General features: G+C 32.7%; 18 protein-coding genes. 15 read left to right on the top strand and 3 right to left on the bottom strand.

Annotation, left to right across the window (positions count from 1 at the left end):
- Positions 1-12 precede the first annotated feature (12 nt).
- From DWV06_RS06910 to DWV06_RS06900, 3 genes are read left to right on the top strand one after another with little or no spacing between them, the layout of a single operon-like run.
- A complete protein-coding gene (locus DWV06_RS06910) occupies positions 13-1,623 on the top strand; it encodes an ASKHA domain-containing protein (protein ID WP_162300594.1) in 1,611 nt (536 codons plus the stop codon).
- Between the two features lie 60 nt (positions 1,624-1,683).
- Positions 1,684-2,820 carry a UDP-galactopyranose mutase gene (gene glf / locus DWV06_RS06905; RefSeq protein ID WP_115481448.1) on the top strand — a complete coding sequence of 379 codons (1,137 nt, stop codon included), beginning with the start codon at positions 1,684-1,686 and terminating at the stop codon, positions 2,818-2,820.
- Between the two features lies 1 nt (position 2,821).
- On the top strand, positions 2,822-3,838 hold the full coding sequence (locus DWV06_RS06900) for a glycosyltransferase family 2 protein (protein ID WP_115481447.1): 1,017 nt from the start codon (positions 2,822-2,824) through the stop codon (positions 3,836-3,838).
- Positions 3,839-3,923: 85 nt separating this feature from the next.
- On the opposite strand, the gene DWV06_RS06895 is transcribed toward DWV06_RS06900, so the two are convergent.
- Together DWV06_RS06895 and DWV06_RS06890 are read right to left on the bottom strand one after the other, a co-directional pair.
- The gene (locus DWV06_RS06895; protein WP_115481446.1) at positions 3,924-4,604 is read right to left on the bottom strand and encodes a phosphatase PAP2 family protein; all 681 of its coding nucleotides are present in this window, start codon (positions 4,602-4,604) and stop codon (positions 3,924-3,926) included.
- Between the two features lie 95 nt (positions 4,605-4,699).
- Positions 4,700-5,617 carry a diacylglycerol/lipid kinase family protein gene (locus DWV06_RS06890; RefSeq protein WP_115481445.1) on the bottom strand — a complete coding sequence of 306 codons (918 nt, stop codon included), beginning with the start codon at positions 5,615-5,617 and terminating at the stop codon, positions 4,700-4,702.
- 154 nt (positions 5,618-5,771) lie between these two features.
- Here DWV06_RS06890 and DWV06_RS06885 point away from each other — a divergent pair, with 154 nt between their 5' ends.
- On the top strand, positions 5,772-6,701 hold the full coding sequence (locus tag DWV06_RS06885; protein WP_115481444.1) for an ArsR/SmtB family transcription factor: 930 nt from the start codon (positions 5,772-5,774) through the stop codon (positions 6,699-6,701).
- Positions 6,702-6,767: 66 nt separating this feature from the next.
- Here DWV06_RS06885 and DWV06_RS06880 read toward each other — a convergent pair whose 3' ends face one another.
- Entirely contained in the window at positions 6,768-7,691 is a 924-nt protein-coding gene (locus DWV06_RS06880) for a calcium/sodium antiporter (protein WP_115481443.1), read from the bottom strand.
- A gap of 200 nt (positions 7,692-7,891) precedes the next feature.
- On the opposite strand from DWV06_RS06880, the gene DWV06_RS06875 reads away from it, so the two are divergent.
- The 11 genes from DWV06_RS06875 (at position 7,892) to DWV06_RS06825 (ending at position 22,721) form a co-directional block, all read left to right on the top strand.
- Complete coding sequence (locus DWV06_RS06875) at positions 7,892-9,055, top strand: galactokinase (protein WP_115481442.1); 1,164 nt, start codon at positions 7,892-7,894, stop codon at positions 9,053-9,055.
- A gap of 25 nt (positions 9,056-9,080) precedes the next feature.
- A complete protein-coding gene (gene galT / locus DWV06_RS06870; RefSeq protein WP_115481514.1) occupies positions 9,081-10,580 on the top strand; it encodes a UDP-glucose--hexose-1-phosphate uridylyltransferase in 1,500 nt (499 codons plus the stop codon).
- Between the two features lie 70 nt (positions 10,581-10,650).
- Positions 10,651-11,403, top strand: coding sequence for an N-acetylmuramoyl-L-alanine amidase (locus DWV06_RS06865; protein ID WP_115481441.1), 753 nt, complete (start codon positions 10,651-10,653; stop codon positions 11,401-11,403).
- 149 nt (positions 11,404-11,552) lie between these two features.
- Positions 11,553-11,927 (top strand): TIGR04086 family membrane protein, encoded by a 375-nt coding sequence (locus DWV06_RS06860; protein ID WP_115481440.1) that lies wholly within the window; start codon positions 11,553-11,555, stop codon positions 11,925-11,927.
- An 84-nt stretch (positions 11,928-12,011) separates the two neighbouring features.
- Complete coding sequence (gene scfA / locus DWV06_RS06855) at positions 12,012-12,152, top strand: six-cysteine ranthipeptide SCIFF (protein WP_115481439.1); 141 nt, start codon at positions 12,012-12,014, stop codon at positions 12,150-12,152.
- Positions 12,153-12,425: 273 nt separating this feature from the next.
- Positions 12,426-13,778, top strand: a complete 1,353-nt coding sequence (gene scfB, locus DWV06_RS06850) for a thioether cross-link-forming SCIFF peptide maturase (protein ID WP_115481438.1) — start codon at positions 12,426-12,428, stop codon at positions 13,776-13,778.
- 34 nt (positions 13,779-13,812) lie between these two features.
- Complete coding sequence (gene secD / locus DWV06_RS06845) at positions 13,813-15,957, top strand: protein translocase subunit SecD (RefSeq protein WP_115481437.1); 2,145 nt, start codon at positions 13,813-13,815, stop codon at positions 15,955-15,957.
- 68 nt (positions 15,958-16,025) lie between these two features.
- A complete protein-coding gene (recJ, locus tag DWV06_RS06840) occupies positions 16,026-17,786 on the top strand; it encodes a single-stranded-DNA-specific exonuclease RecJ (RefSeq protein ID WP_115481436.1) in 1,761 nt (586 codons plus the stop codon).
- Between the two features lie 21 nt (positions 17,787-17,807).
- Positions 17,808-18,479, top strand: coding sequence for a peptidoglycan recognition protein family protein (locus tag DWV06_RS06835; protein WP_115481435.1), 672 nt, complete (start codon positions 17,808-17,810; stop codon positions 18,477-18,479).
- A gap of 85 nt (positions 18,480-18,564) precedes the next feature.
- Positions 18,565-20,046 carry a methyltransferase gene (locus DWV06_RS06830; protein ID WP_115481434.1) on the top strand — a complete coding sequence of 494 codons (1,482 nt, stop codon included), beginning with the start codon at positions 18,565-18,567 and terminating at the stop codon, positions 20,044-20,046.
- A gap of 5 nt (positions 20,047-20,051) precedes the next feature.
- Entirely contained in the window at positions 20,052-22,721 is a 2,670-nt protein-coding gene (locus DWV06_RS06825; RefSeq protein ID WP_115481433.1) for a sensor domain-containing phosphodiesterase, read from the top strand.
- Positions 22,722-22,757: the final 36 nt, after the last annotated feature.

The following is a 22,757-nucleotide window of genomic DNA, read 5'->3' as shown; positions in this document are numbered from 1 at the left end:
GGAGCATGTATTATGAGTGGTAAGATAAAAATTTATGTATACAATGAAACTCAAATGAATCAGGGAACATTGATAGAAATAAAAAAAGGACAGAATCTTCTAGAAGGGCTAAGACAAGCTGGTATTGCTCAAGCCACTTATTGTGGAGGGGTGGGTCTATGTGGAAAATGTAAAATTTGTTTATTAGATGGGAAATTAGAAATATCAATGGAAGATAGGAAGTTTTTTAGTTCTGCTGAATTAAAGAAAGGTTACCGTCTGGCTTGTAAGGCAGTACCGGTTGATGAATGTAAAGTATTGCTATTACAGGAACAAGAGCAAGAGTTTTCAATTATTTCTCACTATGAAAAAAAGTCTGAAAAAAATGAATTTGAGTATGATAATGAATATGTGATTGGAATAGATATCGGTACGACTACATTGGTTTTTCAATTAGTTGGAAAAAATACAAAAAAAGTGCTTCATACACATACTGCAATGAACCATCAAAGAGATTTTGGTGCTGATGTGATTTCCAGGATCAAGGCTTCCAATGAAGGAAAAAAGGAGCAATTGTGTAAGATTATTCGCAGTGATTTAAGAAAAGGTATTCAAGAACTATTAAGTAATAAGGAATTTAAGAAGGAAAACGTAAAGTCTATAGCTGTTGGAGCAAATACAACAATGGTTCATCTGCTTATGAATTATTCTTGTGAAAGCTTAGGCGAGTATCCATTTACCCCGGTAAATATTTCAACAATTAGAACAGATTGCAGAGCATTATTGGGTATGGAAGATATAAAAGCTGAAATTATTATACTTCCAGGTATATCAACATTCATTGGAGGAGATATTATATCAGGGTTGTATAAATACAATTTCTATAAAATGGATGAGACATCAGTTTTCATTGATCTTGGTACGAATGGAGAAATAGTAGTTGGTAATAAAAATAGAATTTTATGTACTTCAACAGCAGCAGGTCCTGCTTTTGAGGGCGGCTATATTTCTTGTGGAGTAGGAAGTATTCAAGGAGCAATCTGTAATGTTGATATTACAAAAGAGGGGTTAGACATTAGAACGATTGGAAATAAGCCGGCAGTTGGAATATGCGGAACCGGAGTAGTTGAAATTGTGTCAGAGCTTGTTAGGGCAGGACTAGTGGATGAAACAGGACTTTTAGAAAGTACTTATTTTAAAGAGGGATATCCATTAGGGTCAGACAGACAGAGAAGAAAACTTAATTTTACACAAAAAGATATCAGAGAATTACAATTAGCGAAAGCTGCTGTAAGAGCAGGAATAGAAATACTACTAAAAAGATTTGGTGTAACATATGAACAAATAGATAAGATCTATTTAGCAGGAGGATTTGGGTATAAAATTGACATTAAAAAAGCGATATTAATTGGATTGCTGCCAGCTGAATTTTGTGGGAGAATACAAGCAGTGGGAAATAGTTCTTTGGCAGGAGCGGTGGAATATCTATTTGATGAAGAAGCCGGATTAAAAATCGACAAAATGATTGATGTTGCAGAAGAAATCAGTCTTTCTAAGGACGATGATTTCAATGAGTATTACATGCAATATATGATGTTTGAAACCTGTTGCAGAAAGGTTAAAGAAAATACAGATTTTCTATAGAAATTAATTGGTAAACATTATATAATAGTGGTTAATGTAGAAAATTATGGGAGAAATTAAATGTACGATACGATTATAGCTGGTGCAGGAATTGCGGGCTCTGTTATAGCAAGAGAATTAGCAGAAGGGGATGGACAAAAAGTCTTAGTTTTGGAACAACGGAATCATATTGGAGGGAATTGTTATGATCGGGCGGATGAACATGGTATATGGATTCATCAATACGGACCTCATATCTTTCATACCAATAATGAGGATGTGTTTTCCTATTTATCAAGGTTTACAGAGTGGAATTTGTTTGGACATGAAGTAGCAGCTAATATTTGGGGAACACTAATACCGGTACCTTTTAATCTTAATACGTTATATAAAGTATATAATAGAGAAAAAGCAAATAAATTAGAAAAAAAATTAATTCAATTCTATGGGATGGAGTCAAGAGTTCCCATTCTAGAATTAAGAAAAAATAAAGACAAAGATATCGTTGAGATTGCTGATTATGTTTATAAGAATATTTTTCTATATTATACAATGAAGCAATGGGGGAAGAATCCGGAAGAAATCGATGAGGCTGTTACAGCAAGAGTGCCGATTGTCATCTCATATGATAATCGCTATTTTGCAGATAAATATCAGGGAATGCCTTTACACGGCTATACCAAAATGTTTGAAAATATACTGGATCATCCCAATATTGAGGTGAAATTAAATACAAGGTTTACTGGTCTTGATAGTTTAAGTGAAGGTGCAAATTTAGTATATACAGGTGCTTTGGATGAGTTGCTGAATTATAAATTTGGTACATTGCCTTATCGTTCCTTGGATTTTAAGTTTGAATATTATGAACAAGAATTTTATCAGCAAAATAGTGTAGTAAATTATACTGTAAATGAAGATTTTACAAGGATTACTGAATTTAAACATTTAACGGGACAAATGATAAAAGGTACAACCATTGTAAAAGAATATCCAAAAGCATATACTGGGATGCAAGAAGAAATTCCATATTATGCAATTGAAAATAAAGAAAGCAGAAAAATTTACGAACAATATAATTCGATTGTTAAAGATTTGGATAACTTTTATTTGTTGGGCCGGCTTGCTGAATTTAAATATTATAATATTGATGCAATGGTTGAAAAGGCTATTGAGCTGGCAAAGCGAATGATTCAAAAGAAAAATCATAGGAGGAATTGATATGAAAGTATTATCAATTACAGTTCCATGTTATAATTCGGAACAATATATGACAAAGTGTATTGAGTCATTACTTGTTGGTGGAGAAGAAGTGGAAATTATAATTGTAGATGATGGTTCTAAAGATGGAACCGCCCGGATTGCAGACGAATATGAGGCCAGATATCCTGGTATTGTAAAAGCAATCCATCAGGAAAACGGAGGTCATGGAGAAGCCGTTAATACAGGAATACGTAATGCAACTGGTTTGTTTTTTAAAGTAGTGGATAGTGATGATTGGGTAAAAGAGGAAGCCTATAAAAAAATATTAGAGGTCTTAACTGAGAAAGCAGGTGAAAATCCTGCACTTGATATGTTGATCAGTAATTTCGTTTACGAAAAAGAGGGTGCGAAGCGTAAGAAAGTCATGCATTATCGTAAGGCATTTCCAGTAGAACAAATTTTTTCCTGGGAAGAAGCAGGACAACTGCGCAAGGGGCAATATATATTGATGCATTCTGTAATTTATCGTACAAAGTTATTGCAGGAATGTGAATTAGAATTACCAAAACATACATTTTATGTTGATAATCTGTTCGTTTATAAGCCCTTACCTTTTGTGAAAACGTTGTATTATGTGGATGTGAATTTTTATCGATATTTTATTGGGCGAGATGATCAATCTGTAAATGAAAATATAATGATAGGCAGGATAGACCAGCAAATTAAAGTAAATAAGCTTATGCTGCAATCATTTGATTTAAGAAAAATTGCAAATCGGAAGTTAAAAAAGTATATGTTTAATTATTTGGAAATTGTAACAAGTATATCTTCAATTATGTTGATTCGATCAGGAACCAGTGAAAATTTTGATAAGAAAAAGGAATTATGGAATTATATCAAAACAACAGATCCCTGGTTATATTATAAACTAAGAACCAGTATTATAGGCAGAACCTTAAATTTACCCGGTAAAAGTGGAAGAACGGTTTCAGTAGCAGCCTATAAGTTATGCCAGAAGTTTTTTGGATTTAATTAAAAAACAGCCTTTCCATACCAGAATTAGCTGGTAAGGACAGGCTGTTTCCTCGTTCTACTATAAATTGTAGATCTAAATATATAATTTAAACACGATCTGGTTCACGGGTAGATTTCACACGTAAGAAATCCAAAGCATTACCATATACAATTTGATAAACAACAATAGAAAGCACAATCGAAGCAATTAAGTCAAGTATAGAGTGTTGTTTAATAAATACTGTTGAACAAACGATACTAATCATCAGAATAAATGAACCAATCTGAAGTCCTTTATATTTTTTTAAAGTTTCGTTTCGAGCAATTGCTATATGTGCACCTATAGAATTGTAAGTGTGGATACTTGGAAAAATATTAACCGGCCCATCTGCTGTATATACTTTCTGTATCAGCATAGTGAATATATTTTCATTGGCAAATTCGCTAGGACGTAAATTCTGACCATTTGGATATATGGTAGAAATAATCAAAAATAAAGTCATACCTGAAAATAAGAAGAAGCATAATTTATAGAATCCTTTTACGTCTTTAAAAAAGAAATATGCCATTGTTCCTGCTACATATACAAACCATAAGAGATATGGAAGTATGAAAAAATCAATAAAAGGAATTTTATCATCAATTGGTACATAAATAATATGATATTTTTCTAGAGATATTTTTTCGTTATAAAGAAACCAAGGAAAATAAACAAATCCATATAGGAGCAAAAATGCATGTTTATATTTTTGAAATATTGACTTAATCATAAAAATTAGACCTTTCATTTTTTGTTTTTTAACTATATCATAACACGTTTTAATAAACAACCTATATTTATAAATAAGTAAGAGATTTTTTAATATAATTAATATAAAATTAATTAATTCGTAAGAAATTGTATTTTCTTAGGATTACATGATATATTTATAGAATTCTGCATTCCACAAGGTTCCCCATCTACATGAACAGCAAGTGGTTTTTCCATTTGAATTTCTATCTGACGTCCTTTCATAACATGTACTCCGCGATGTTTTATATGATTTCCTTTAAACGCAGATGGAAGCAAAGATAAAATTTTCAATTTAGGGATATTTTCAATGATACAAACGTCTAGTATTTGATCAACTGCTTTAGCATCCGGGCAAAACATAAATCCACCTCCTTCATATTTATGATTTTGTATCGATATAAATAATATGTTAGAAAATTCAAATTTTTTCATATTATCTAAAGTAATGGTTCCATATTGTGGTTGATAAAACAGAAGCTGCTTTAAAGCTATTCCTACATAAGTTAATTTGCCCAATTTAAGTTTATTAAAAACCTTTTTTATTTTAGAAGTCATGGCTTCGTGACAAATAGCTGCATCAAAGCCAATACCACAGCTAACCATAAAATTTCTTTTTAGTTCATTACATTCTAATTTTCCTATATCATGAAGTAATATATTTTTGGAATTCAAAATAGTCTCTAATGCATTCAATGGAAGAGGAGAAATTGAAAGGCTTCTTGCTAAATCATTACTGGATCCTGCTGGAATATAACCAAGTGTTATATTATCATTTGGTATTAATCCATTAATTACCTCATTCACAGTACCATCTCCGCCGACCGCAATTATATTTCTTGGTTCTGTATGTAAAGAAAGCTGTTTCGCAAGTTCCGACGCATGAGAAGGATATTTTGTAAAATAAGAACAATAAGGAATTCCTTTTTCTTTCAAAGTTTTTTCCACTAAGAACCAAATTTGTTTTCCGCGACCGGAACGTGCTTTTAAATTTATTATAAAATGATACATAATGCAGACTCCTTTATCTAGTATTTATCATTATTTGTTTCGATACTATTGTATCAGGTTATTCATGGTAAAGAAAGAAAAACTTGACTAACATTTTCACTATGATAGAATAAAGTTAAATAAAAAATGACAATTGAATGTAATGGGAAAAGAGATGGAAAAAGGACTAAATAAAAAATTAAATTTATATAAAGAGAAAGAATTGACAAGAATAGGAAAAGCTTTGTCATCACCTGAGAGATTAAAGATTCTAAGATTATTAAACACTGCTATATTTAATGTTAATGAAATTGCAGAGAAGCTTCATATTCCTGCATCGACTACAGCTTTGCACGTGAAAGTATTAGAAGAAGCGGGGTTGATTTATACAGAACTTTTACCGGGTGTACGAGGATCGAAAAAGTTATGTCATAAAAAAGTTGACAAATTAAGTATTGAATTAGGCTGTGAAAAAGAATCTCATGAAGAAATATTTAGCATGCCTATTGGAAATTTCGTTGATTATAAGGTAGAGCCAACTTGTGGTATTGTAAGTGAAACAGGGCATATCGACGAAGAGGATGAACCACGATGTTTTTACAATCCCAATCGTATAGCTGCGAAGTTGATTTGGTTTGGGAATGGTTATGTAGAATATCGATTTCCTAATTATTCCTTCCAAAATAATGAAGTAGAATCTGTAGAAATATCAGCAGAATTATGTTCTGAAACTGCAGATTATGATATGGATTGTCCCTCTGATATCACTTTATTTGTGAATGATTTAGAAGTTGCTACATGGAATTGTCCCAGTGACTTTGGAGGAAGACGCGGGAAATTGAACCCGGATTGGTGGCCTTCAAAGAATACTCAATATGGGAAGTTGAAGAAATGGGAAATAAACAATCAGGGAAGTTTCATTGATGGAAAAAAAGTTTCTGATAATAAATTAGAAGTTTATCATCTGGCTCAAGAACCATATGTTTCTGTACGGATTGGTATCAAAGAAGATGCAAAACATATTGGAGGAGTTAATATTTTCGGAGATGCATTTGGAGATTATCCGCAAAATATAGAAATGAAAATAATATATGATAACAAATAAAATATTGAATAATTACTAAATGGCACTGGTTGATTAGAATCCAGTGCCATTTTTATCATATACAAATTATCTACGAAGATAAATATAAGAAATATAAATTATATATAAAGAAGTTAATATAAACCCTTCAATTCGTGAAACTTTTTTCTGAGTATAACAAAAAACAAATAAAAATAAAGTTAATATAATCATAACAACTAAGTCAATCATAAATTTTGAATTAAACGTAATTGGTGTAATAATAGAAGAAATTGAAAGTATAAATAAAATATTAAATATATTACTGCCTATAATATTACCAACTGCAATACTGTCTTCTTTCTTATAACAAGCAACTAAACATGTGGCTAACTCAGGTAATGAGGTTCCAAATGAAACAACTGTCAAGCCAATAAATGCTTCGCTAAAACCAAGAATTTTGGCAATTTCGACACTGGAATTTAATACTAAACGTCCTCCTAATACTACACCGACAATGCCTATGAGTAAGTTAATGAAAATTCTATGTATTTTTATTTCCTTCTTCTTATTATCTTCCATTTTTTTACAACTTGATTTGCTTAATAACCATAAATAATTTAAATATAAAAAAAGGAGGATTCCTAAAATCAAACCGTCACTTTTTGATAGCCCATCTAAGACAAGAAGGCCAAATATTGTACTACTCATAAAAGCGTATGGAATATCAATACGAATTGCAGACCAGTCTGATTTAACCGTAAAAATTAATCCGGCAATACCTATTACGATTCCAATGTTTGTTATATTGCTTCCAATGATATTCCCGAGTGTAATATCGCTCTTATCATGTAGAGAAGCAATTATATTAATGGCAGCTTCTGGGGCACTGGTTCCAAAGGCTACTACTGTCAAACCAATTACTAATGGAGAAATTCTTAAATAGTAAGCTAATTCTGCAGCTCCATCAATTAGCATATCCGAAGACTTAATTATAAGAATAAAGCTAAAAATTAATATTATAAATAACATTATTGTTTTCTCATTAATTTAACTATTGATATAGAGTATTTTATAACATAAATAATTATTCTAATAAACTATCAAATTTAAATTTTCCTATTGCTTTTTTACAATATAACTTTACAAAATTATTAGATATGATATAATAAAAACATAAAAGCTGTTATAAAACAAGAAAAGTAAAACATATAAAGAAAGAAGGGGAAAAAATGAAGGAAAAATTAATTCGGGAATTTAAAAATATTTTTAAAGAAGAGGAGGGAATTCGTTTATTTTTTGCTCCAGGAAGAGTAAATTTGATAGGAGAGCATACAGACTATAATGGAGGACATGTTTTTCCGTGTGCATTAAACATTGGTACTTATGCAGCAGTAAAAAAACGTGATGATAATAAACTTCGCTTTTTTTCAGGAAACTTTGCAGAATTTGGAATAATAGAGTCTTCGTTAGAAGATTTACTATACAAGAAGGAAGCGTTATGGACGAATTATCCCAAAGGAGTTTTATGGGCATTAAATGAAAAAGGTTTCAAAATTGAGACCGGATTTGATATGTATATCTGGGGTAATATACCGAATGGTTCCGGCCTTTCATCTTCCGCATCGGTTGAAGTTTTAACAGGTTATGCTTGTAAGAATTTATACGGATGTTCTATTACATTAGCTCAGATTGCACATTTGGCTCAATATGCGGAGAATAAATTTAATGGTGTCAATTGTGGTATTATGGATCAGTTCGCGTGTGCAATGGGGAAAAAAGATAATGCTATATTTTTAAATACAAATAACTTGTCTTTTGAATATCTGCCATTTAAATTAGAAAACTCAAAGATCGTTATTGCATGCAGCAATAAGAAAAGAGGGTTGGGAGAATCTCAATATAATAAAAGAAGAGAAGAATGTGAAAAGGCGCTAATAGATATTCAGAGAGTTAAAAAGGCAGATAGTCTTGGTTCCCTTACGGAAGAAGAATTTGAAGAAGTCAAGGAATATATAAAGGATCCGATATGCCGGAAAAGAGCTCGTCATGCTGTTTATGAAAATCAAAGAACTCTTAGAGCAGTAAATGCATTAAAAGCCAGAGATATAAAAGAGTTTGGAAGATTAATGAAAGAATCTCACATTTCCTTAAGAGATGATTATGAAGTTACAGGTATAGAATTAGATACATTGGTTCAATCAGCATGGGAAATAGAAGGAGTCGTAGGTGCACGTATGACGGGAGCAGGATTTGGCGGATGTACAGTTAATATCGTAGAAAATCAAGCAGTGGATACGTTTATAGAAAAAGTAGGAACGAAATATTTTGAAACAGTTGGTTATCGTGCAGATTTTTATACAGTAGATGTAGGCGGAGGGCCAACCGAACTTTAAATTATTAAGAGGAAGGATGATAGTTATGAGACTCTATATAGCAATAAAAAAATTAGTACAATATGGATTGGAAAACCAATTGATTTCTATAGAAGATAAGATTTATACTCAAAACCGTTTGTTAGAATTGTTTCAAGAACAAGAGTATCAAGAACCCGAAGAAGAGTATCATAATATAGATCTGCCTTCTGTTTTAGATGAGTGTATTCAAATTGCTTACGAAAGAAAACTGATACAAGATATGGGAATCGTGAGCCGGGATTTATTTGATACCAAACTGATGGGATGTTTGACAGGAAGACCAAGTGAAATAATAAAAACTTTTTGGGATAAATATAAGATATCTCCGAAAGAAGCAACCGATTTTTATTATAAGTTCAGCCAGGATACCAATTACATTCGAAGAGACCGAATTGAAAAGGATATTAAATGGAAGGTACCGAGTCAATATGGACAAATTGAGATTACCATTAACCTTTCTAAGCCGGAAAAAGATCCAAAAGCTATTGCAAAAGCTCTGCAAATGAACAAAAGTACATATCCAAAATGTCAGTTATGTATGGAAAACGAAGGATATGAAGGTCGTTTGAATCATCCTGCCAGACAGAATCATCGTATTATACCGATAACTATAAAGAACGACAAATGGGGATTTCAATATTCTCCTTATGTTTATTATAATGAACATTGTATCGTATTTAATGGGGAACATGTTCCTATGAAAATAAATAGAGATACATTTGTTAAGCTATTTGATTTTATTAAATACTTTCCACATTATTTCATTGGCTCCAATAGTGATCTGCCAATAGTAGGTGGCTCTATTTTAAGTCATGATCATTTTCAAGGAGGGAATCATGAATTCCCTATGGCTAAGGCTTCTATTGAAAAAAGATATACGATCGAGAAATTTTCAAATGTTGAAGTAGGAATTTTAAATTGGCCTCTTTCTGTCATACGACTTCGTTCAAAAAGTGAAGAAGAACTAATTGAATTAGGAAATTATATATTGGAAAAGTGGAAAGAATATACAGATGAAAGTGCTGGTATTTATGCAAGTACAAATGGTGAAAGACATAATACAATAACTCCAATTGCTAGAAAAAAGAAAGATATGTTTGAGTTGGATCTAGCTCTTAGAAATAATATTACTACAAAAGAGCATCCTATGGGGCTGTATCATCCACATGAAGAAATCCATCATATCAAGAAAGAAAACATTGGTTTGATAGAAGTTATGGGAGTAGCTATCTTACCTTCCAGACTAAGAGATGAAATGAAACTGTTGGAGGAATATATACGCGAGGATAAAGATTTTAGTTCTCATGAATTATTAAAAAAACATGCAGAGTGGGCTCAGAATATTTTGAATAAGTATCCGGATATTAAATCAGAGGATATACAAGATATATTAAAAAGTGAGATTGGAAGGACTTTTATTATCGGATTAGAACATTCCGGAGTATTTAAATGTACCCATAAAGGCAGAGGAGATTTTGATAGATTCATGAAGTTTCTAAAATGATTCTCAAGTACCATTTTACCATTTTTGCATATTTTATTGTAAAGATGTAAAAGGAGCATTTGAGTTTTTTATGGCCAAATTAGTATTAGACGCAGGGCATGGGGGATTTGATACTGGAGCAACTTATAACGATCGTCAAGAGAAAGAAGATAATCTGAATTTAGCGCTTAAGGTTGGAGAAGTCTTGAGTAATATGGGGTATGAGGTTTTATATACAAGAATTTCAGATATTTATCTTTCTCCATTTGAAAGAGCGCAGATTGCAAATAACAGTAATGCAGATTATTTTATAGCGATACACAGAAATTCGTATCCTGAAGATAATGTTTATTCCGGTGTTGAAACCTTAGTATATGATGAATCAGGAATTAAAGCAGAAATGGCGAAAAAAGTTAATCAAGAATTAGAAAAAGTAGGATTTAAGAATCTAGGTATTAATGAGAGACCGGATCTAATCGTTCTTCGAAGAAGTAAGATGCCGTCTATTTTATCAGAAGTTGGATACATTGATTCAGATATAGATAATAAATTGTTTGATGAGAAATTTGATGAAATTGCAGATGGGATAGCAAAAGCAATTAGTGATACGATTCAAATGGGCTCTACGCCAATCTATGGAGTACAGATTGGTCTGTTCCAGAATCTCGGGAATGCTCAATTTTTGGTAGAACAGGTTATGAATCAAGGCTTTAATGCAGAAGTTGTATACCAGGAACCTTTTTATAAAGTATGGGTATTGGACGGAAATACTTTGGATTCAGCAGTAGAATTACAAAGCAGATTAAAAGATTTTGGATATGATACATTAGTCGTTAATCGTTGAAGGATAGAATAAAAGAGGATAACCCTAGAGCAATAGAGATATCCTCTTTTAGAAAACTCTTTCTCCAAGAAAAATTACTTTATTTTTATGCATTTTGCAATTATTAGTTGAATATAGTGCAAGTAGGAATGTATATTAAGGAGGTAGACATGGAGAAAGTAGAAAAAAACAAATCAAGATTATCCATGGTATTTAAAGCATTATTTCTTGCATACATAGTAACAGGGATTTTGTTGATTGTCTTAACTGCATTATTATTTAAAATGGAATTAAGAGAAGGACAGGTTACAGTAGGAATTATGGCTATTTACATTTTTGCCGGATTTGTTGCCGGGTTTGCTATGGGTAAGAGTTCAAAGAGTCAAAAATTCTTATGGGGCCTGATGTTGGGCGGCGCTTATTTTGGTATATTAGTAGCAGCTTCCTACTGTATAAACCGTGGATTAGATGGAGATTTAAAAGAAATTGTAACTACATTTGTGATGTGTGTAGGTTCCGGTATGCTTGGCGGTATGGTCAGCTGATCAGAAGTAAAAAAGGACTTTCTTTTCATAATAAGATATGTTATAATGTCCATTAATTAGAGAACTTAGGAGGATTTGGAAGACATGAAGCATATAAAAACATTAAATACAAAAAGATTACAGAATACAATAAAAAAAGGCGGATGCGGTGAATGTCAGACTTCTTGTCAATCAGCTTGTAAAACTTCCTGTACAGTAGGAAATCAAAGCTGTGAGAACAAATAAGAAGGATTCATTAAGCGTTTTATAAGCAGCGACAGAGTCGCTGCTTATTATTTGTGCAACAGTTCAGCCATGCAGAAATGATTGTACAAACTGACCGTGAGTGCTTGCACTCTAAGGACAGTTTGTATAATCATTTCTATAGGGCGGACGCCCTACATGAATAATGTGCCAGCCCATTAGTAAAAAATGGTAAATTTATATATTCTGGCACATTATGAATGACATAGCTGAGCTGTAACTTATTTGTATAGAATTTTGAAAGGAGAAATTGTCGTGGTACATCAATATAAAAGTAATGGTTACAACATTGTTTTAGATGTAAATAGTGGAGCTGTACATGTAGTAGATGATATTGTTTATGATATGATACCGCTAGCGAAAGAAAGTTCATTTGATGAAATTGCAGATCAATTGAAAAATAAGTATCAGGAAGATGCATTGAAAGAGGCCTTTGAAGAGATTAAAGAGTTGGAAAAAGAAGGTCTGCTTTATACAGAAGATATTTATCAAGACTACATAATGGATTTTAAGAAGAGGGAGACCGTAGTAAAAGCATTATGTCTTCATATTGCACATGATTGTAATCTGGCCTGCAGATATTGTTTTGCAGAAGAAGGAGAATATCATGGAAGAAGAGAATTAATGAGTTTTGAAATTGGGAAAAAAGCATTAGATTTTTTAATCCAAAATTCCGGTAATAGAAGAAATCTTGAAGTAGATTTTTTTGGCGGAGAACCATTAATGAATTTTCAAGTTGTAAAGGATCTCGTAAAATATGGAAGAGAGCAGGAAAAAATTTATAATAAGAATTTTCGATTTACCCTAACGACGAATGGAATTTTATTAAACGATGATATTATGGAATTTGCAAATAAGGAAATGGCAAATGTGGTACTTAGTATTGACGGAAGAAAAGAAGTGAATGATAAAATGCGTCCGTTCCGTAATGGGACAGGCAGTTATGCTCTTATAGTACCTAAGTTCCAAAAGCTGGCAGACAGCCGCAACCAGACAGAATATTATGTTCGAGGGACATTTACACATCATAATCTTGATTTTTCAAAAGATGTACTGCATTTAGCAGATTTAGGTTTTAAACAGATTTCAGTTGAACCGGTGGTCGCACCAGAACAGGAAGCATATGCGATACAAGAAGAGGATGTAAACAGGCTTTTAGAAGAATATGATTCATTGGCAGCTGAAATGTTAAAGAGAAATAAAGAAGGAAAGTCTTTCAATTTCTTTCATTTTATGATAGATTTAGAAGGTGGACCATGTGTTGCAAAAAGATTATCAGGATGTGGTTCCGGAACAGAGTATCTGGCAGTTACACCTTGGGGTGATTTGTATCCTTGTCATCAATTTGTTGGGGAAGAACAGTTTCTGATGGGGAATGTATATGAAGGTGTGACAAAGACGGATATTAGAGATGAATTTAAGCTTTGTAACGTATACGCAAAGGATAAATGCAAGGATTGTTTTGCTAAGTTTTACTGCAGTGGCGGCTGTGCAGCGAATTCGTTTCATTTTCATGGTACAATTACAGATGCCTATGATATAGGATGTGAGTTGCAGAGGAAACGAATCGAATGCGCCATTATGCTGAAAGTTGCCCAGGCAGAATAAAGAATAAGGTATAGACAGAAAGGATGAAAGTAATATGAAGAAGAATAGGGGACGCTTAATTCTTGCTCTTGCAGCAATCGTAATTCTATTTTTTGGTTTTGTAGCAATCAAAGGTATGGGACCTACCGGAACAGGTGCAGCGAAGAACATAAAATTAGGACTAGACCTTTCCGGCGGTGTAAGTATTACATATCAGGTGGAAGGTGTAACTCCGTCTCAATCTGATATGGACGATACGATTTACAAATTGCAAAAACGTGTTGAGGGCTATAGTACGGAGTCTTCCGTTTATCAGGAAGGAAATAATAGAATTAATATTGAGATTCCGGGAAAGACAGATGCGAATGCAATTTTAGAGGAACTTGGAAAACCGGGTTCGTTAGAGTTCCAGTTAGAAGACGGTACAGTAATAATGACAGGTAATCAGGTAGATTCTGCAACGGCTGGTACCGCAAATAATAATATGGGAAATTCTGAATATGTTGTTGATTTAAAACTTAATAAAGATGGAGCAGCAAAGTTTGCCGATGTAACTTCAGCCAATCTTGGAAAGAGAATTGCAATTGTTTATGACAAAGAAGTTATCAGTGCTCCGACAGTAGAATCTGCGATAACAAACGGTCAATGTCAGATTACTGGAATGGAAAGTTTCGAAGCGGCTGATAATCTTGCAAGCCAAATACGTATCGGTTCTTTATCTTTAGAATTGAAAGAATTACGTTCGAATGTAGTAGGAGCTCAATTGGGTGAACAAGCTGTTTCTACCAGTGTAAAAGCCGGTATAGTTGGTTTAGCATTAGTAGCGGTATTTATGTGTGCGGTATACTTAGTACCCGGCTTTGCTGCTTCTATTGCTTTGATTATATATACATTATTAATTCTTATTACGTTAAATGCTTTTAATATTACACTTACTTTACCAGGTATCGCTGGTATCGTTTTATCCATTGGTATGGCAGTGGATGCAAATGTTATTATCTTTGCAAGAATCAGAGAAGAATTGGCATCTGGTAAGTCTGTAAATTCTGCGATTCAATCTGGATTCCATAAAGCCTTATCTGCAATCCTAGATGGAAATATTACAACTTTAATCGCAGCTTTTGTATTGAACATAAAAGGGTATGGAAGTGTAAAAGGTTTTGCACAGACATTAGCAATTGGTGTTGTATTATCAATGTTTTCAGCATTAGTCATTACGAAATTGATTTTAAATGCTCTGTATGCAATAGGATTGCAGGATGCGAAATATTATGGAGTACAAAAAGAAAGAAAAGTTATTAATTTCTTAGGTAAAAGAAAACTTAGCTTTGCCTTGGCAGCCTTGGTAATTATAGGTGGATTTGTTACAATGGGTATTAACAGCTCTCAAGATAAAAGAGAACTTAATTACAGTTTAGATTTCATGGGAGGTACTTCAACCAACGTAACCTTTAAAGAAGATTATACTATTGATGAAATTGATGCAAAAGTCATACCGGTAGTGGAACAAGTAACGAAAGACGGCAATGTTGTGCCTCAGAAGGTAGCCGGTGGAAATCAGGTTATTATTAAGACACGTGAGCTGAATGTGAAAGAAAGAGAACAATTAACTGAATTATTAGTTAAAAATTTTAAAGTAGATAAAAATCTGATAACAGCAGAAAGTATAAGTTCTACCGTTAGTTCAGAAATGAGATACGATGCTTTATGGGCCGTGTTGGGGGCAACATTCTGTATGCTTCTTTATATATGGTTCAGATTTAAGGATATCCGGTTTGCAACGAGTGCTGTATTAGCCTTGCTAATTGATGTATTTGTTGTATTTGCATTTTATGCAATTGCCCGTGTTCCGGTTGGAAATACTTTTGTAGCTTGTATGTTGACGATAGTAGGTTATTCCATTAACTCAACAATTGTTATTTTTGACCGAATCCGTGAAAACATAAAGACAGTTAAGAAAAATGAATCATTAGCTGAGCTGGTTAATCAATGTATTACGCAGACACTTTCAAGAAGTATCTATACCAACTTAACAACATTCATTACCATAGCAGCATTATTTATTATGGGAGTATCTTCTGTTCGTGAATTTGCATCTCCATTGATGGTGGGGATTATCGGAGGAGCATTTTCTTCTATATTTATAACAGGTGCACTATGGTATGTGATGAAGACTAAATTTATTAAAAAAACTACTTAATAAAAATACAAGAAGAATGATGAGAGTGCTGGCCTTGAGCACTCTCATTTTAGAAGGAAGAAATAGATATGGAAAAATGGTTCATAGCAGCGAAAAGAGCTGATTTTAATCAAATAAGTAAACGTTTTGGGATATCTCCGGTAACAGCAAGAATACTACGGAATAGAGATTTGCTGGAAGAAAAAGAAATTGCTTTTTATTTGAACGGTACTTTAGAAGATTTGCATAATCCGAGAGAAATGAAAGATATGGAATTGGCAGTCACTATTTTAAAAGAAAAAATAAAGTCCAAGAAAAAAATCAGAATAATCGGAGATTATGATATTGATGGTGTAAATGCTACACATATTTTATTGACAGGATTACATAAATGCGGAGCTTTGGCAGATATTGAGATACCTGATAGAATGAAAGACGGCTATGGAATAAATGAAAATCTGATTCAGTCAGCTTACGAAAAAGGGATTGATACAATTATAACTTGTGATAACGGGATAGCAGCAATTGATCAAATAGCATTTGCCAAGGAATTGGGTATGACTGTGATTGTTACCGATCATCATGATATTCCTTATATCGAAGTGGCTGGGGAAAAGCAATATTTACGTTCTAAAGCAGATGCAATTGTGAATCCAAAACAGTTGGAATGTTCCTATCCTTTTAAAAATCTTTGCGGTGCAGCAGTTGCATATAAACTGGTTGAAACTTTATATCAAGAATATAAAATTGAGAAAAGCTGCCTTTATGAATTACTGGAATATGTTGCGATAGCTACCGTAGGAGATGTTATGGATCTGCAGGGAGAGAATCGAGTTCTTGTTAAATATGGACTTGAAAACTTGAAACGTACCAGAAATTTGGGATTAAAGGCTTTAATTGGAATCAATCAACTTGATTGTGAAAGATTATCTGCTTATCATATCGGTTTTGTATTGGGACCCTGTATTAATGCAAGCGGTCGTTTAGATACAGCAAAAAGAGCCTTTTCGCTGTTACAGGCAGATAATATGGCAGATGCGAATCGTATTGCCGGAGATTTAAAGGCGCTAAATGACAGTCGTAAAGAAATGACGATGCAGGGGTTAGAGAAAGCGATAGAAATGGTAGAAAATTCTTCGCTTATAGAAGATAAAGTACTGGTAATTTATCTACCCGATTGTCACGAAAGTTTAGCTGGGATAATAGCTGGCAGAGTCAGAGAAAAATATAATAAGCCCGTATTTGTTCTTACCAAAGGAGAAGAGGGAATAAAAGGCTCCGGACGTTCGATAGAAAGCTACCATATGTTTGAAGAAATGAATAAATGCAAAGAGTTATTTACAAAGTTTGGAGGGCATCCGATGGCGGCGGGGCTTTCTATGGAAGAAAAAAATATTGAGTTGTTGAGAGAGACGTTAAATACAAATGCAGCTTTGACAGAGGAAGATTTTGTATCTAAAATTATGATTGATGTTCCTATGCCGATTGATTATATTACAGAAGAATTCATAAAAGAGTTGGAGATTTTAGAGCCTTTTGGAAAAGGAAATACAAAACCTGTTTTTGCAGAAAAAGATTTAAGAATTATTTCTTTGAAAGTTTTGGGGAAGAATAAGAATGTCTTAAAAATGTTAATAGAAAATGGAAAACAAATCAAAATGGAAGCTTTATATTTTGGAAATACAGATGATTTTTATGAATATTTGTGCTGTAAATATTCAAAGGAGAAAGTAGATTTTTTATACGAAGGAAAACCAACAGATTTGTCTTTATCATTAACTTATTATCCTTCAATAAATGAATTTAACGGAAGAAAAACACTTCAAATAATAATCCAAAATTACCAATAACAAAGGATTGAGGAGTTTAAAATGAATACCAAAAGAAGAAAAAAAAGAAAAGTTACAAAATTCCCAATAAAAATAGGAGCAATCGGTTTACTAATAATTGTAATCCTTTGTATAGTACTCTTTTTTTGCAGTAAGTCTGTTAGACAGAAGTTTCTTGGCAAAGAAGTTCCTTTCATTGAAGATAAGCCTCAAATAAATGTACAATTGTTATCAGTCAATGAATATTCCAGACCACAGACACCGTTGAAAAAGATCAAAGGGATTGTAGTTCATTATACAGGCAATCCGGGAACAACAGCTATGCAGAACAGAGATTATTTTGAGGGATTAAAGAAAAGTAAAATTACAAAAGCAAGCAGCCATTTTATTATAGGAATTGAAGGCGAAATTGTACAATGTATTCCTACTTCAGAGATTTCATATGCTTCTAACCATAGGAATTCCGATACAATTTCTATAGAGTGTTGTCATCCGGATGAAACTGGGAAATTCACGAAAGAAACATATGATTCTTTGATAGAACTGACTGCATGGTTGTGTAGTAAGTTCCAAGTACAGGTAGATGATGTTATCCGTCATTATGATATTACAGGTAAAAATTGTCCCAAATATTTTGTGGAAAATACAGATGCATGGAAACAGTTCAAATTAGAGGTAACGAATTATATAAAGAGTCATGGAAAGCAGAAATAAGTTGCATTAATGCCCAAATTAATGTAAAATGAAGTTGTATTTTTGGGTGAACTATCTAAAAAACTAAGTTGATGGGGATGAATTTATGACAAATTATTTAGAAGAAATTCTTGCTGGGAAAAATATCAGAGAAAACTTAATTAAATTAAAGCAAGAATTAAAGATAGAAGACCAAAAGCAGGAATTAGTATGCGAAATTAAAAGTAAAGGGGAAGCTATTCTGCAGTTATTAAAATCAGAAGATGCAAAAGTCAGAAAAAATACAGCTTTCATACTAGGAGAATTAAAAGAACCCGATTATTTAAAAACACTGTTTGATACCTATGTTAAGGAAAGTCAGATGTTTGTAAAGAGTGCATATTTAATTGCTATGAGCAAATATGATTATCGGGTCTATTTAGATAAATTAGAGGAACGTCTTTCTTTTTTACGTGTTTCTGATATCGAAGAAAGTGCAAAGAAACATGTTGCAGAAGAAATGAAGGTTCTTCAAAATATGATATGGAAATATAAAGAACCAAAGAAACATGAATTTGTAGAACCGAAACAGAAATTAGAAATTATATTAACAACTCAAAAGAATTATAGTGAAGTAACATCTGGTCAGTTAAAAGAAACGACTTTTAAAAATTTGAACGCAGGAGTGAAGATTGTTACGAATCGTTTGATGAGTGTTTTGCCCATACGGACTTATAAAGAACTATTATTTACTTTAAATTGTGATAAAAATCTAGAAAAAGATGTTAGTTTCATTGCGGAAAAATTAGTCCAGAGTAATTTAATGTCCATTTTGAAAGACTGTCATAAGGGCGAAGCTCCTTTTTATTTTAGAATTGAATTGAAAAGCAAGATGTCATTGGATAAAAAAAGTAGTTTTGCTAAAAGAGTCGCATTAGAACTGGAGTCTCTTTCAAATGGACAATTGATCAACTCAACTTCTCATTACGAAATTGAAATAAGGCTAATTGAAAGTAATGCAGGGAAGTATTATCCTTGTTTGAAATTATTTACAATACCTGATGATAGATTTTCATATCGTCAAGATGTAATTGCTGCATCCATTCATCCAACGACAGCAGCATTATTAGCTGAAATATCGAAAGAATATATGATGAAGGGAGCACAAATATTAGACCCGTTTTGCGGTGTTGGTACAATGTTGATAGAACGAAATAAAGCCATTGAAGCTGGCACAATGTATGGAATTGATTATTTTGGCGATGCCATAAAGAAAGCCAGAAACAATACAGAACGAGCCGATATGGTAGTGAATTATATTCAAAGAGATTATTTCCAATTTACACATGAATATTTGTTTGATGAAATCTTTACGAATATGCCGGTACAAGGCAGGATGGGAAAAGAGGAATTGAATCTTCTATATGAAAGATTTTTTCAAAAATCAAAAGAAGTTCTAAAGGCGAATGGATTGATTTTTATGTATTCTAATGAGATGGGTTATGTTAAAAAGCATTTAAGAATCAGGAAAGATTATTCGCTTATTCGAGAATTTTGCATTGATGAGAAAAAAGGATTTTATTTATTCTTAATAGCCGTAAAGGAGTAATTTGAATGGCGGAACCTATTAATCCTACGAATATAACCGAATATAGTTCTCAGGGACATTTGTTTGATATTATAGAATTGCAGGAAATACAGGATAAATTCAGTAATTCCTGCGGTGCTCTTGTTGCGTGCGTAGACGCAGATCGTGGAGTTTTGACAAAGTTCTCAGGAACGTATGAAGAACGTCAGCAAATAGAAAAGTTGCTAGGTCTTGATAGCTTTTTTGAACTTTTAAAACAGGCACAAAGCAATGAAATTGAAGAGTTGATAGTGGAAGAAACGCAATATCCAAATGTTAAGATAGCAGCTATTAAAATAGAAGTAGCTAAAAGACAGATTTTATCATGGCTAGTCTGTGGAATCTTAAATGATGTACAAATTTCAAATGAATATGAAAGTGGTTTTGAAGTTTTTACTCACACGATGAAGGAAGAACAATTTTATAAATCCATTGAGTTATTGATGCAGATTTCCAAAAAATATTTCTCTTTGAAGGTGTCCATAATGAGTGCCAGTGCAGAAATACAGAAAAGCAGGCTGGCAGAAAAAAAGATGGAAGATGAATTGAAGCGAAATGAAACAATGGCAGAGGTCGTACAACTTCTTGAATCAGAAATAAGTTTTGAGGATCTGATACGAACGATACTGCAGATTGTAGGAGTTTATTTCGAAATAAGCGATGCTCATGTTTTGCGGGTCAATAAACGGGATGATACGATTGATATGATAGGGGAATGGAACAATGATGATGTGGATTCTCTATTTGATAAATTTCAAGGTATTGCAAGAACGAGTCTCCCGTTTCTAGGAAAAAGACCGTATACCTTATCAAGTGATACCCCATTGCCTGAGAATTTTGCCAAAGTTTTCAAAGAATATGATTTGAAAGCAATTATTACACTACCGATTGAGGTCAATAATCAAGTCATTATGTATGCAAATTTTTTAGAACGCAGGTATTCCCGCATATGGGATATCAATACGATCAAATTCTTAAATGATGTAAAAAAGATTATGCAAAGTATTGTAACGAAAAGGATTACAAAAAATTCTCTTGCAGGTTCTTATGTATCATTAGAAGCAATACTTGAAAATATCGGTTGTGGCATTTTTGTGAAAGATAAAACGACAGAAGAAACATTATTTGTAAACAAAAAAATAAAAAGTTATTTTGCAAAAGCAATACATGCCGGTAAGTTCGACGAACTAATTTTAAAAGGACAAGCAGTCAGTCTTAATAAAGATTATTATGAGATGTTCTATGAAGAAGAAGGACAATGGTATGACGTACGTTTCAAGGATATTGTATGGGTCGATGGAAGAGAAGTTTCCTTATGTACCGTTTATGATGTAACAGACAAAAAATTGTACCAGCAAAAGATTGAACAACAGGCTAATAATGATTTTTTAACAGGTCTATATAATCGGATGAGATGTGAAGCTGATTTGGGAGTTTTTCTGAAAAACGTACAAAGAAAAGGTGGAAATGGAGCATTATTGTACATAGATTTAGATGATTTTAAACATATCAATGATGGCTTGGGTCATCACTATGGAGATGTTCTTTTGAAATCTATTTCACATAGTCTACAAAGAATCAAAGGAATTGAAGATAATTGTTATCGCATGGGTGGAGATGAATTTATCATCTTGGTAACAAGAGAAGAATATAAAAATCTGGATCGGATTTTGAATGAAATCCAGCTTATTTTTAATAAGCCTTGGTTTTTAAAAGGTTCCGATTATTATTGTACTATGAGTATGGGAATTGTATCTTTTCCTAAAGATGGAGAAACAGTACAAGATTTGATACAAAAAGCAGATATAGCTATGTATCAGGCAAAAAAAGACGGAAAGAATCGATTAGAATTTTACGATAATAATTTTGATGGCACATCATACAAAAGACTTGATTTGGAAAAAAATATGAGAGATGCAACTTCTAATGCTTGCAAAGAGTTTGAAGTATATTATCAACCTATCTTTGATGTTGGAAAGGAAGGAAATCAATGTACAGGTGCAGAGGCATTGGTACGCTGGAATAGTGAAAAACTGGGTTTTATTTCTCCTGGAGAGTTCATCCCTTTGGCAGAATATCTTGGATTGATTAATCCAATAGGTCAATATGTTTTGGAGCAGGCCTGTTATAATTGTAAATATTGGAATGATATGGGGCATCCGGATTATAAAGTAAATGTAAATTTATCTGTCGTTCAATTATTGCAAAATGATATTGTAGATGTAGTATCAGATGTAGTTAAAAAAGTAGGTATAAATCCCCAGAATCTGACCTTAGAAGTAACAGAAAGTTTAGCTATCAATGATATGAGCAGAATGAAAAATATTTTAGGAGAAATCAGAAAATTAGGAATAAGAATTGCTTTAGATGATTTTGGAACTGGATATTCTTCATTAAACCATATAAAGGAGATTCCGTTGGATGTAATTAAAGTAGATCAAAGTTTTGTGAATGATATTGAATCAGATGAATATGCTCATTCCTTTGTAAAACTGGTTTCTGAACTAGCAAGTGTGATAGGAGTTAAAGTTTGTATAGAGGGCGTGGAACATGCAGGGCAATATCAGATATTAAAGGATATGAAAGTAAGATTAATTCAAGGATACTACTTTTCAAAACCACTACCTTTGGAAGAATTTGAGATTAAATATTTATAAAAAGCAAAAAATCACGATTATTAAGTAGTGTTTAGG

Origin of the sequence: Anaerosacchariphilus polymeriproducens (genome assembly GCF_003363435.1) — a bacterium.
GTDB classification, from domain to species: Bacteria; Bacillota; Clostridia; order Lachnospirales; family Lachnospiraceae; genus Anaerosacchariphilus; species Anaerosacchariphilus polymeriproducens.
Note: the sequence above shows the minus strand (reverse complement) of the source record. Positions and strands in the feature narration are given on the sequence as shown.

Coding starts and splice junctions, on each gene's coding strand:
- DWV06_RS06875 (WP_115481442.1), top strand. CDS start 7,892: ATGAAGGAAAAATTAATTCGGGAATTTAAAAATATTTTTAAAGAAGAG.
- DWV06_RS06885 (WP_115481444.1), top strand. CDS start 5,772: ATGGAAAAAGGACTAAATAAAAAATTAAATTTATATAAAGAGAAAGAA.
- scfA (WP_115481439.1), top strand. CDS start 12,012: ATGAAGCATATAAAAACATTAAATACAAAAAGATTACAGAATACAATA.
- galT (WP_115481514.1), top strand. CDS start 9,081: ATGAGACTCTATATAGCAATAAAAAAATTAGTACAATATGGATTGGAA.
- DWV06_RS06835 (WP_115481435.1), top strand. CDS start 17,808: ATGAATACCAAAAGAAGAAAAAAAAGAAAAGTTACAAAATTCCCAATA.
- DWV06_RS06890 (WP_115481445.1), bottom strand. CDS start 5,617: ATGTATCATTTTATAATAAATTTAAAAGCACGTTCCGGTCGCGGAAAA.
- DWV06_RS06860 (WP_115481440.1), top strand. CDS start 11,553: ATGGAGAAAGTAGAAAAAAACAAATCAAGATTATCCATGGTATTTAAA.
- DWV06_RS06900 (WP_115481447.1), top strand. CDS start 2,822: ATGAAAGTATTATCAATTACAGTTCCATGTTATAATTCGGAACAATAT.
- DWV06_RS06865 (WP_115481441.1), top strand. CDS start 10,651: ATGGCCAAATTAGTATTAGACGCAGGGCATGGGGGATTTGATACTGGA.
- DWV06_RS06910 (WP_162300594.1), top strand. CDS start 13: ATGAGTGGTAAGATAAAAATTTATGTATACAATGAAACTCAAATGAAT.
- recJ (WP_115481436.1), top strand. CDS start 16,026: ATGGAAAAATGGTTCATAGCAGCGAAAAGAGCTGATTTTAATCAAATA.
- glf (WP_115481448.1), top strand. CDS start 1,684: ATGTACGATACGATTATAGCTGGTGCAGGAATTGCGGGCTCTGTTATA.
- DWV06_RS06880 (WP_115481443.1), bottom strand. CDS start 7,691: ATGTTATTTATAATATTAATTTTTAGCTTTATTCTTATAATTAAGTCT.
- DWV06_RS06895 (WP_115481446.1), bottom strand. CDS start 4,604: ATGAAAGGTCTAATTTTTATGATTAAGTCAATATTTCAAAAATATAAA.
- secD (WP_115481437.1), top strand. CDS start 13,813: ATGAAGAAGAATAGGGGACGCTTAATTCTTGCTCTTGCAGCAATCGTA.
- DWV06_RS06825 (WP_115481433.1), top strand. CDS start 20,052: ATGGCGGAACCTATTAATCCTACGAATATAACCGAATATAGTTCTCAG.
- DWV06_RS06830 (WP_115481434.1), top strand. CDS start 18,565: ATGACAAATTATTTAGAAGAAATTCTTGCTGGGAAAAATATCAGAGAA.